Origin of the sequence: Streptococcus agalactiae ATCC 13813 (assembly GCF_000186445.1) — a bacterium.
Classification (GTDB): domain Bacteria; phylum Bacillota; class Bacilli; order Lactobacillales; family Streptococcaceae; genus Streptococcus; species Streptococcus agalactiae.
Genome location: NZ_GL636070.1, coordinates 994,805 through 1,006,515, shown reverse-complemented (window position 1 = coordinate 1,006,515; position 11,711 = coordinate 994,805). Strand labels below are relative to the sequence as shown.

At 31.3% G+C, this 11,711-nt stretch carries 13 protein-coding genes; all 13 read right to left on the bottom strand.

Features of this window, described 5'->3' with window-relative positions:
* Nucleotides 1-55 precede the first annotated feature (55 nt).
* The 13 genes from HMPREF9171_RS108330 to HMPREF9171_RS1000000114115 all read right to left on the bottom strand — a co-directional run bounded on the left by HMPREF9171_RS108330 (nucleotide 56) and on the right by HMPREF9171_RS1000000114115 (nucleotide 11,666).
* Entirely contained in the window at nucleotides 56-709 is a 654-nt protein-coding gene (locus tag HMPREF9171_RS108330; RefSeq protein ID WP_000682955.1) for a uracil-DNA glycosylase, read from the bottom strand.
* Between the two features lie 98 nt (nucleotides 710-807).
* On the bottom strand, nucleotides 808-1,293 hold the full coding sequence (locus HMPREF9171_RS108335) for a hypothetical protein (RefSeq protein ID WP_001209321.1): 486 nt from the start codon (nucleotides 1,291-1,293) through the stop codon (nucleotides 808-810).
* Nucleotides 1,294-1,406: 113 nt separating this feature from the next.
* Nucleotides 1,407-2,648: an N-acylneuraminate cytidylyltransferase gene (neuA, locus tag HMPREF9171_RS108340; protein ID WP_000802341.1), complete on the bottom strand. Its 1,242-nt coding sequence runs from the start codon at nucleotides 2,646-2,648 to the stop codon at nucleotides 1,407-1,409.
* A 10-nt stretch (nucleotides 2,649-2,658) separates the two neighbouring features.
* A complete protein-coding gene (locus HMPREF9171_RS108345) occupies nucleotides 2,659-3,288 on the bottom strand; it encodes an acetyltransferase (RefSeq protein ID WP_000727603.1) in 630 nt (209 codons plus the stop codon).
* Entirely contained in the window at nucleotides 3,285-4,439 is a 1,155-nt protein-coding gene (neuC, locus tag HMPREF9171_RS108350; RefSeq protein ID WP_000717641.1) for a UDP-N-acetylglucosamine 2-epimerase, read from the bottom strand. Before neuC ends, HMPREF9171_RS108345 begins: the two co-directional genes overlap by 4 nt.
* Nucleotides 4,440-4,515: 76 nt before the next feature.
* Nucleotides 4,516-5,541: an N-acetylneuraminate synthase gene (gene neuB, locus HMPREF9171_RS108355; protein ID WP_000262519.1), complete on the bottom strand. Its 1,026-nt coding sequence runs from the start codon at nucleotides 5,539-5,541 to the stop codon at nucleotides 4,516-4,518.
* Nucleotides 5,541-6,941, bottom strand: coding sequence for an oligosaccharide flippase family protein (locus tag HMPREF9171_RS108360; RefSeq protein WP_001093067.1), 1,401 nt, complete (start codon nucleotides 6,939-6,941; stop codon nucleotides 5,541-5,543). Before HMPREF9171_RS108360 ends, neuB begins: the two co-directional genes overlap by 1 nt.
* Nucleotides 6,938-7,867, bottom strand: coding sequence for a glycosyltransferase family 52 (locus HMPREF9171_RS108365; protein WP_000782627.1), 930 nt, complete (start codon nucleotides 7,865-7,867; stop codon nucleotides 6,938-6,940). The genes HMPREF9171_RS108360 and HMPREF9171_RS108365 overlap by 4 nt, the downstream gene beginning before the upstream one ends.
* Before the next feature lie 7 nt (nucleotides 7,868-7,874).
* Nucleotides 7,875-8,828 carry a DUF6625 family protein gene (locus HMPREF9171_RS108370; protein ID WP_000770547.1) on the bottom strand — a complete coding sequence of 318 codons (954 nt, stop codon included), beginning with the start codon at nucleotides 8,826-8,828 and terminating at the stop codon, nucleotides 7,875-7,877.
* Between the two features lie 15 nt (nucleotides 8,829-8,843).
* Nucleotides 8,844-9,707 (bottom strand): beta-1,6-N-acetylglucosaminyltransferase, encoded by an 864-nt coding sequence (locus HMPREF9171_RS108375; RefSeq protein ID WP_001163822.1) that lies wholly within the window; start codon nucleotides 9,705-9,707, stop codon nucleotides 8,844-8,846.
* Between the two features lies 1 nt (nucleotide 9,708).
* On the bottom strand, nucleotides 9,709-10,674 hold the full coding sequence (locus HMPREF9171_RS108380; RefSeq protein ID WP_000411723.1) for a glycosyltransferase family 2 protein: 966 nt from the start codon (nucleotides 10,672-10,674) through the stop codon (nucleotides 9,709-9,711).
* 21 nt (nucleotides 10,675-10,695) lie between these two features.
* On the bottom strand, nucleotides 10,696-11,202 hold the full coding sequence (locus tag HMPREF9171_RS1000000114120; RefSeq protein WP_000230072.1) for a hypothetical protein: 507 nt from the start codon (nucleotides 11,200-11,202) through the stop codon (nucleotides 10,696-10,698).
* A 38-nt stretch (nucleotides 11,203-11,240) separates the two neighbouring features.
* A complete protein-coding gene (locus HMPREF9171_RS1000000114115; RefSeq protein ID WP_001872230.1) occupies nucleotides 11,241-11,666 on the bottom strand; it encodes a glycosyltransferase family 2 protein in 426 nt (141 codons plus the stop codon).
* Nucleotides 11,667-11,711 lie beyond the last annotated feature (45 nt).

The window sequence follows — 11,711 nt, the reverse complement described above, 5'->3', positions numbered from 1 at the left end:
CTAGTAGCGGTTTTTTATTATAAAACTAACAATGTTTCGAGAGTAGATTTCCCTTCTAATTTAACCAATCAATCTCATTTATTCCTTCTTCTTCTAAGAAATGATTTGTTCTAGAAAAAGGTCTGCTACCAAAGAAACCACGATAAGCAGATAAGGGACTCGGATGAGGACTCTCAATAATATGATGAATAGGATTATCAATTAGCGACTTTTTCTTTCGAGCATAGCCACCCCACAGAATAAAGACTACTGGTGTTTCCTTTTGGTTAACCACTTTGATGACAGCATCAGTAAAAGGTTCCCATATAAGCCCAGCATGACCATTAGCTTGGTGTTCTGGAACTGTTAAACAAGCATTCAATAGCAGCACTCCTTGTTGCGCCCATGATGTTAAGTCATGATGTGAACGTGACCCAATATCTTCTGCTAATTCTTTTAGAATATTTTGAAGTGAAGGAGGAGCTGGTAAATTGTCTGGAACAGAAAATGAGAGTCCTTGAGCTTGTTGAGGTCCATGATAAGGATCTTGGCCAATAATCACTACTTTTACGTTTTCTAGTGGTGTTATCTGTATGGCATTGAACACCTTATCTCTTGGAGGATAAACGATTCCGCTTTCGTAAACTGCATCCATAAATGTATTAATTTTATTGTAGTAATGATTGGGTAGTTCTCTTTTTATTAAATCATGCCAACTAGAATGTTTCATTTATAACTCCTTACTTTTAGATATCTGTATTACTAGTATAGCAATATTTTATAAAAAACGTTACTGCTTTATTCATTCAAAGCAGTAACGTTTTTTTATTAATCTTCGTCCTTAAGACCTAGAGCCAAATCAGATAAGGACACTGGTCTAGAATTTTCTTCTTTCAAAGAAGTATTTATAATGTTTAAAGAAGTATAAACATCAATAAGGATTCCAAATACATGTGCACGTTCATCACCTAAAATTGCTTGAAAAACCGTCTGTGATTGACAGAATTCTAAAAGATTATCTAAGCCCTTAATCCATTCTTCTACAATAGCCAGAGCCTTATTCATGACTTTAAATGACGATTCATCATACCAATAAATAGAACGAATCAGTTTTTTTTGCTTACTCAAAGCTTCTATTTTAGAAAGTATCTCACCTAGTTCATTCTGCACAATAGCAATAGAAAAATGTTTCCCCAGTAAAGATGGGGTTTTTTCTACTAATATAATTTCATCACGAAACAAGGTTAAATAATGAATACTGACTAACAATTTTTGAATTAGCGCTTGGTGATCGTGTGTTTCAGTTTCTCTCATACTCAACCATCCTTACTATTTCTGACTGGTAAAACTATACGTAGCTTACTTTAAATATACCATATCACTATTGAAATCGCAAAAATAAGATGAATAACTTTATAAAATAAATATTATAAGGTTTTAACTTCGTCTACAAATAATTGATATTGACTTTGTAACAAATCATTAGCCTCTTGAGTAAAATGCAATCCATCACTAGTTAAATGATAATTTAGATTACCATCCTTTGATAAAAATCTATTAATATCTAACAATGGAATCTGATTTTGATAACAAAATTCTGTTAGCCATTGATTGATTTTCTCAATATCTGCATTATTGACAGTTTCTCTAAAAAGGGTGTAAGCAATAGTTGTCAATCTCATCTTTATTTTATTCTCAGCTAATAATGAGTAGAGTTTTTGGAAATTGCTGAATATTTCTTCCACACTATAACCTGTAATGAGATCATTTACCCCTATAGAAACAAAAGCCTCTGTTACATTAGCTGTCAAAAAGTTAGGTAAGTTTTCCAACATCGTTGCTAATGTTACACCACCTTGGGAATAATTATGGTAATTTTCTAGTGAGATAGATATCGTTTTTGAATCACCTAAAATTATCTTTGAAGCTTCTCTATTGAACAAACGACTATAGCCTTCTTTATAAAAAACTTTATTCTCTTTTTCCCTAATGGCATAATCGAAAAAGAGGTGACCGATGACGTGGATAAAATCATCTCTCGTATCAACATCTAATGAAAATTCCTTTGCCATTTGATAAGCATATGTCCTAGAGGTGAAAAAGCTTTTTTCCCTTAAGTAAGTTTCTTTATTAGAAATAAAAATAGCGCCGTTCGGATAGTATAAAGGTTGTAAATCTTGGCGACGATAACCTTTATCTGCTCCCACTATATCTATAGCATAGCCTTTATCAGACAATGTCGTAAACAGACTAGGGTGTTTCTCAACTTCAGAAAAACTTATAACATTGTCAGCATCATGTGAAGAATAATACTCCATTGCTTCCTTTATATGCCATGATTTTCTTAGTGGAGAAGTTACTTGAAGTAACACAAACTCCTGATTATCTTCATAGTCAGATAAAAAATCTTTTAACATATCATACGAAGTTGCCTGATCAGTTGAAAGTTCCGGTTTTCTCATCACCACTGAAATACCGCGTTCTAAACAAATCTCTCTGTACAATTCTGAATCTGTACTAACAAAAATATCTTTCTTATCAAACATTCCAGATTCAATTGCAGCATCTATAGTATGGAAAATCATGGGTTTACCTGCTAGGAATAACATATTCTTATCTGGTAATCCTTTTGACCCTGATCGCGCAGGAATAATACAAATTGGCTTCATAACATATCCTTTATTTTATTTTTTTGGCTGGAACCCCTACATAGGTTCCAGGTTCTATAATATCTTTTACAACAACAGCTCCTGCTCCAATTGTCGTACACGATGAAATATCCAAGGTTTGAATAATAACACTGGCACTACCTACATAAACTTCTTCTCTAATATAACAAAGACCATTTATGGTAGCATTAGGTGCTATATTACAGTGTGATTCTACAACAGTATGATGTTCAATGAGCGCTCCTGTATTAACAACGTTATTATCAAACAGCTTCACTTTAGAACCTATAAAAGCCCCAAAACCAATAAAGATACCACGTCCACAAATACTATCTGGTGTCAATACTAAAGCATTGGGACTAATGATGTTAATAATAAAGTCATAATAATCCTTTGCTACATATTCAAATAGTTCTTTCCTTTTAGTATTATCACCTATTGTAATAAATACTGCATCTATTGAGCCATCTTCAAGGTAAGGTAGCACATCATAAAGTTTTCCAAGAACAGGATAACCATCATGCTCCGTAATATCTTTATCATCAAAAAAACCTACGAAATCATACACAAGAGGATCAATAACCGGAGCAATCGCATCAGCATGACTTCCTGCGCCTAAAAATGCCAACTTTTTTTTCATTTTAGATTATTCTCCTTTAAATCATAAAATGGTTGGGAAATTGAAGGTTCATCTTTCAAATAAAGCTTTATTGCTTCATATGCAATAGATGAAGCATTCCCTTTGTAGTAGGGATTGTCAAAGTTGGTCACTTCATTCAATTTTGATAATCCCTCCAATACAGAGGAGGTTTCGACTGGTACACTTACTACACTTTCTCCATGTAGCCTACCTTTTTGGCGATCACCAATATTAAGAGTAGGTTTCATCAAAGAAGGAACTTCTATTAAACCAGAAGACGAATTACCAATCAGTCCTAGTGAATGACGAATTAAGGAATGATAAAGTTGGGTTGATAAAGAAGCAAAGCAATAACTATTTTCATGATTTATCAAATAAGTATTGATAGCCTTTGCAATATCATCAGAACCAGTATCTGAATTGGATCCTATAAATAGACACTGGACACCAAATTTAGAAAGGGCTGATAGTACCGCTTTCATCTGTTCTCCAGCACTTTTTCCTTGTTCAAAAGTAACAGGATGATAGAGAACAACAAAATAGGATTCCTCTAGTACAATACCTAATTGCTTTTCTATTGCTTCTTTGGTTAGAGAAGGGATTGATAGAGCATTTTCCACTCCGAGAGCTCCTGTGTTAATTACAAATTGAGGTTGTTCTCCCATCTGAATCACACGTTGACGAAAGTCCTCTGTAGAGACTAAGTGTAGGTGACTCATCTTAGTAATTGCATGGCGAATATACTCATCAAAATTGCCTAATGAGGTCTCCCCTCCATGAAGGTGGCATACTGGGACATTATAAATCAACGCTACATTCACAACTGGTAACATTTCGTAACGATCCCCTAAAATGATGACTAGATCATAGTCTTCCTTGTCAAAAATTTTGGTCAATCCTAGTTGTAAATGCGCCATTGCAGTAGATACAGTTCTTCTGTCAGTATCATAAAGATGTAAGGGAACTTTATAAGCAATATCAAAACCGTCTTCTTCAATTTGACGATAAGTATAGCCGTATTTTTCTTCCAGATGCATTGCTGTTGCAATAATTTGTAAGTTGACTTCTTTATCTTTTGATAATCTTTGAATCAATGGCTTCATTATTCCGTATTCAGCACGCGATCCGGTTACTAAACAAATTTTTTTCATCGTATCCCTTCTATATATAGTAATTACATAATCTTAGCCGTGTAATACATCTGTTGCCGATTATAATTAGGTGTTATTATAACTCGGGCAATTGATTTTCAAAGCGTGAATCACGAATAACTTCATCCTCTTCGAAATCATCTTGCGCTTCTTGTCCCAAGATGTCATACCAGTTCATAGGAGAAATACCATTACCTGGGCGCTTCACCGTAATATTTTCTATTGAATAAATATCGCCTTTTTTAATTGGTTTTAAAGCAACGACTGATTTACGAGCAACAATCTTATTTTTCTCTTCTACTGGATCTGGGATTTTTTCAAATCTACCTAAGGCTTGTTCAACAATGCGAACCCCTTTAACTAAAGCAGCTAAAATATCAGGTGTTGCACTGGCTTTATGATCCGGACCTTCCATATTAGTATCTAAAGTAAAGTGTTTTTCAATAACTTCTGCACCCATTGCTGCTGCTGCGATAGGTACTTCTGATCCAATTGAATGATCCGAATAACCTATCGTTAAATCTTTAAATTCATTTTTCAAAGTATGAATAACATTTAAATTTAGAGAGGGGTAAGGTGTTGGGTACTCTGTTGTACAATGTAAAATAGAAATGTCGGTTGTACCATTCTGACGTAAAATATTCACCGCTTGATGGATCTCTTCCATTACCGCCATACCCGTCGAAAGAAGAACTTTCTTTTGTTGCTTGCCAATCTTTTCTAAGTAAGGTAAATTAGTGATTTCTCCTGATGGAATTTTGTAAATTGGCATATCTGTAGAAATTAAGAACTCTAATGACTCTTCATCAAAAGGTGTTGAAAAGGTCTCCACACCTTTTGAAATTGCATAATCACGCATTTCTAAGTATTCTTCAAAGCTTAACTCTAAACGTTTCGTCATCTCAAGTTGACTGTCTGCTGTTCCTGTAGTTGCTTTTTGATATTCAGCTTTGGGAGCAAATTTAGAAATAAGTTTCTCAGCTTTAAAAGTCTGAAATTTAACAGCATCAACACCACAAGACACGGCAACATCTACCATTTTTTTCGCAAGATTAATATCTCCATTATGATTGCAACCAATCTCTGCAATAATATAAACCATTATCTTCTCCTTCTTTTTTTACTCAATAAGTCTAAAATGACTTTTTGAAAAACAATGCTATATACTATAAGAATAATTATTCCTAAACTCCATCTAATAACGATATTATCTAGGAACATGTTCATTAACATAGCATAACTAAATACTATACCACTTAAAATGATGTACTGCCTAACTGAGACATCTGAATAATGGTATTTAACTTTCGAAACAATATGATGAAAAATCAACAAGGCTAAATAAGATATTATTGTAGCCATAGCAGCGCCATAGGCTGCATAATGAGGAATTAATACAAGGTTTAGTAACCAATTTACACCAGCAGCTAATAATGTCCCAATAGGAATCCATGTCGTATTAGCATAGAAGAATTGGATATTTACAGGAAATGTATAGAGAAAGACTAAAAAGTAGCTGACAATAATTAAAGAAATAAATTGAACACTACTACTATACTTGTCTCCTCCCATTATTTGAGCTAACTCAGGAAAAACAGTCAAATAACCTAATGTTAAGAAAACTCCTAAATAGAGATAACGGCTAATATAAGTTGAAAGTTGCAGTAATTTTTCTTTTCTAGCATCAAAAAACCATGGAATCCAAGCCATATTAATACTATTCAAAACAATCTGAATAATCATTCCAAGCGAATAACCGAAACTATACATTGCAACTTCTTTAGTACTATATAAGCGAACTAGCATAATCCTATCTAATTGATTTAATAACTGATGTCCTAACAAATGAAAAATCAAAGGAATAGACACAGTGACAATGAACCGAAAATACTTAGGATTGTAAAAAGATTTGCTATGATAATAAATATAAGCAAAGGCAACTATTCCAGTTATTATAGTAGGAACAAAAGCTCCCAAAACCCTAGATAAAAAGTCATCGGACCAATGAAAAATTAAAAATAGAGATAGTGCAACAGATGAAACTGCATTGGCTAAGGATAATATTAAATTAGCCAAACTCCTCTGTTGTTGTATAAAATACTGACCAAAGAAAGTCACCACATAGCTAGCGTAACTTTGACACACCATTAATAAAAAAATAGATTCAGAAAAACCAACTAATGGTGCAAGAAAACTTCTAAATAGAAAAGCTATCAAAAGTATAATAAGAAACCATATATTACCTACAGAAAAGGCACTCCCAGAATAGCTTTTAAATTCTTCTCCGTATTTGACCCGGGCTGAACTTAAAGAACCGCTCGTCTGAAGGCCAATAAAAAGCATAATAATATTCATCCAAGCGACATATAAACTATATTGGCCATAAACTTCTGTTGAGATGACCCGAGTGTAGATGGGAAGTGTGATAAAGGCTAATCCTTGCACCAATAAATTCCCGAGTGTATAAATAAAACCAGATTGAAGTAATTTCTTAGTATTCATTTAATATCCTTAATATTGTATAAGAAAATTTTTTTATTAACACAATTTAAAAAATCTAATGCCGTGGAAAAATATGTAATCCCAACATCAAATTTTATATTCTCTAGGAAATCAAATAATTCTATAGGGATGTTCCTTTGTATTACTGTTGCATTGAGATTAGAGTAGTCAATGTTATCTCTAGGGTGAACTTTAATATATATGTGGTAACCTTTATCAATATATTCTTCCACTATGCTTTTGTAAAATTGGTATATTTCCTCTTGACTTTTAAAATGTTCCTCTAAAGGTTGAGTTAATATTAGAGCAGATGGAGAAGCTATTTCAATATCTATTGAGGCTATGTCAAAAATCTTTAAAATAGATTCCTTAGTTTTATTATCTAAATCAGAAAATAATCCATCCTTGGGCTTCTCAATAAACTTAGACATTCTCTCATCTGTTGGTAAATCTTTCAAACTACTTACTTCTATCGTCTTACAATACTTACTGAAGCCATGATATCGGGGTGTATTCGTTATCTTCCCTTTTATCTTGTCACAAAGACCATCTGGAGCGATACTCGTTGGATGTTTTAAACTATTATATCCATCTTCCATTAAATGGTAGGGAATAGCATTCCTATGAAAAAAATATCCTAATTGCGTATAGTCATTGTAAATATGTATTTTATTGCCGTTGGTTATACTAAACAATTCTTGTTTTATTCGCTTCGGATAAAACAATTTATATTTCTTACTGTAATCACTATCATCTACAATCAATACAGGTATTTCTGGAAACAACTTTTCTATTCTTCTTTTATATATTGCATAATTATTTATTCGAGTAGTTAAGATAATTATTTTTCCAAATAAATCTCTCTTACATAAAGATATCAATAGGTGATATAAAGTGTAACATATATAAATATTCTTCATTTTCATTAAAATCTCATAATAACTTCTTTATTTTTTGCTTTTGTAATTTAGTATATAGGCGGTATTTTTGAAAGCTATATTTTCCAAAACTAATAAACCGTTTAAATTCTTTAAGTGTTAACAAGCAATTTGTAGCTATTCTATATTCTACGAACTTATTTGGTAATATCAGATAAGTTGTAGACCTAGCATCTAAATCAACTTTCATTTTTCTTTGTTGAAGATGAATATATAAATACTCACTCCTTCTTACTACAGACTTATATTGGTGAAACTCATATAAGTGTCCTTGTTCATAGTAAAATATGCTGGGAGCGTCTGATACTACAAAATCTTTTTTATTCTTGAAAGAAGTAATATAAAAATTATTCTTCCAAATATCTATGTCTGCTCCTAAACTGTACAAAAAGTTATTACAATTATTTTCAATAAATATATTATTAATACTATTAACATATGCCTCATCAAAAACTTCGATTTTGGAAGAACTTAGAGCTTTTTGTCCTATTTTCACCCCATTAACTGTAGAAAGGAACATTCGATTTATTCGTGATTCATTCTTAATAATCGTACAATGACCTAGCTCAAAAATTTTATCAAAGCCTTTATTTAGTATGGGATGTAAAAATCCATCTAAATCACCAAAGATAATATCTAAGTCACAATAACCCCAATATTGATAATTTAACAATTCATCTTCAAATAGATAACCGTATGTTGGTTTAAAATCACAGAGTTTGTATGGAGTATCTAAAGTAATTTTAAAATCCATTTTTCTTTGGACTTCATTTCGGAACTCTTCAAAACTAGTATAGCGAATAGTAACATTCTGAGGGTAATCGTATTTACTTTTATCATCGGTAACAATCAATAAATCACAAAGATCTGATGTGGCTATTGAGTTTAAAAATAACTGAAAATAACTATTAAATTTTCCAAAATATGGAACAATAAATAAAAGTTTCAATATTTTCTCCTTAATTTAAAGTTTATTTAATAGATGCATATAAACATCAAAATCGCTTTCTTCAGATACTTTTCTAAAGAATAAAGCACTCTCAGCTTCTTTCCTATATTCTAACACTTTTTCAGCAAATAAATCGCAAGGTGATGTCTTATCAGCCTCCCAAATAATATATCTCCCTCCCATGAGACAGTCATCTTTATTATTCATCACCCTTTCTTGAAATGGAGAGATAGCTAGTAATGTTTGAAAAAATAATTCATCTCCACAATAGCTATGACAAAAAGCCTCCTGATAATCTGGGTGTTTATCTAAATATCCAATAATCCAGTCAGTAAACTCTCTTGAAATAGTAAACCACTGACTTCCCTTACGAAGAGGAGGTAGGGAATAATACCTTGCATTTTTAAAGAACCTATAAACTTTGGTACCTCTATAAATTTTTTTAAATATTCCTCTTTTAGAAAAACAAAAATCAGGATAGTTATACTTGAGTTTATCATACTCAAAATCACTCATTTGCTCGTTAGAAACCATACCTATGAATTCTTTACCTTTATGAAGGGTTAAAAAAGTATTAATTTCTTTACCTGTTTTTAATGGGATGTCGCTTTCACTAATAATAGAAATATAATGATATTTTTCTTTGGACTTCATATATTTTAAAAGAACTAACATAGCTAAAATCTGAGAATAGTGTCCCCAACGAACATCTATTCTTTCTTCTGTGAAAGTTACAAATTCTTTTATCGAATCATATTGTTTTATATCACTTTTGGCATCAACGTGTATAACTATATCCATATCATTTTTCAATAAATCTACGGTACATTTTAATGCATGTGTCATTTTATAACTAATAATTGCTAATATATGTTGCATATCATCTACTTTCAATAAATTGGTATTTTAACCGTTTAATAAATGGTAAGAACCTAATAATTCCTAATTTTATTCGCTTTTTAAAGGGAAGTTCATTTAAAATATCACAATATATTTCTCTAAACTGGCTGTCCAATTTATAAATTTTAGGATTATTAGGGAAATGTTTTTTTAATAACTCTTTTTGATTTGCAATAGCTATACAATAATGATATTTAGTACTAAGTAAATCATATCCTCTTTCTCTAAAATATTCCAACCGCTCTTCGTACATTTCTAAAACGTCTAAATTTGATAATTGATAACCACTTCTTGTAATGCTCCCACTTCGAAATCGATAGGCATATAATGGTCTATTAACAAAAACAATCCTATTAGCTTCAATGTATGTCTTATAAGTTGTAAAAGAATCTTCATATTTTTTCCCAATGGGAAATTCTATATCAGAGAAAAGTTCCTTACGATATAATTTTAGCTGCGCCATTGTCAGGGTACTAATAAAATTATTCTCTCTACTATACATACTCTCTAAAATCATTTTAGTATCAAATACCCTAAAAAGTTCTTTGGAATTTGCCAAATGAACAATTTTCTCGTTATCCTTTAAATGATATTTATTAACAATAGCAATATCAGCCTTATACTCAATTAAACTGTTGTATAAAGTTTCAATATATAAATTTTCGATGTAATCGTCTGAATCTATAAATGTAATATATTTCCCGGTACTTATTTTTATTCCAACGTTTCGAGCTTCTGATAGACCGCCGTTTGTCTTATGATACACAAAAATTCGACTATCTTTTTTGGCAATTTCATCACAATAGTCTCCTGAACCATCGGTAGAACCATCATCAATTAAAATAATCTCTAAATTATTGTAAGTCTGGTTTATAACAGATTGAATACAATCATTAAGATACTTCTTAACATTGTATACCGGTATAATAATACTAATCTTTTCCAATAAAAGCCTCCGTTCCGATATTTATTGCTTTTGAAAAACTTTATATAAAAGTGTATATAGTTTAGGTGATATTTTCATAATAGTTATAGTCAAACAATGTTTCGACGAAAGAAAGTTTATCATATTTTTTATGCTGTAGTGTCTAACCTCTTGCAAATATCTATCAATAATATCACTGTACAAATGTGCTTTATTACTAATTAATACTCTAGATACAAATTTAACCTTTTCTCGAATTAATTTGGCTTCCAAATAACTTTTTAATTGGGGGATATCAATTTTTTTGAACTCCTGCTCGAGTATTGAAAGATTATCGATATCCTTCTCGGTAATAGTATTCATAGTTGAATTTGAACGTACGACATAAAAATAATCCGCATTCGTAGTGTCCACTGTAACTCTATCTGAGTTTAGTAAGGCCTGCAAAGAAAATAGCATATCTTCACCAACTATCACATCTTCTTTAAATTTTAGATTAGCAATAACTGTTTTTTTAAATAACTTTATGACGAGATTATTTTCAACCACATTTCCTGATAAAAACTCCCTAATAGCTTCTTCTTTATTCAGAACTTTCTGTATCTTTTTCCTCTTTTTTTCGTAAATCTATTATCAATTAAGGCAAAGTCAGTTTCGGCGATATCTGCATTAGTTTCTAATAATCTCTTTAATAAGTTTTCATACATTGTTTTTGATATATAGTCATCTGAGTCTACAAAACCAATGTAACTTCCTGTTGCATATTGTAGCCCTAAATTTCGAGCACTAGAAACCCCACCATTTTCTTTCCTTAAATAAATAATACGATGATCCTCTTGAGCTAATTTTTTGCATATCCTACCACTATTATCAGTAGAACCATCATCTATCAAAATAATTTCTATATTCTGATAAGTTTGATTCGTAAGTGAAGAAATACAATTTATGATATATTTCTCTACATTATATAAAGGAACTATAACACTGATTTTATTTGAAAATTTATCACTCATTTATCTCTCCTAATTCATTAAATATATATTTACCTATAAAAATAA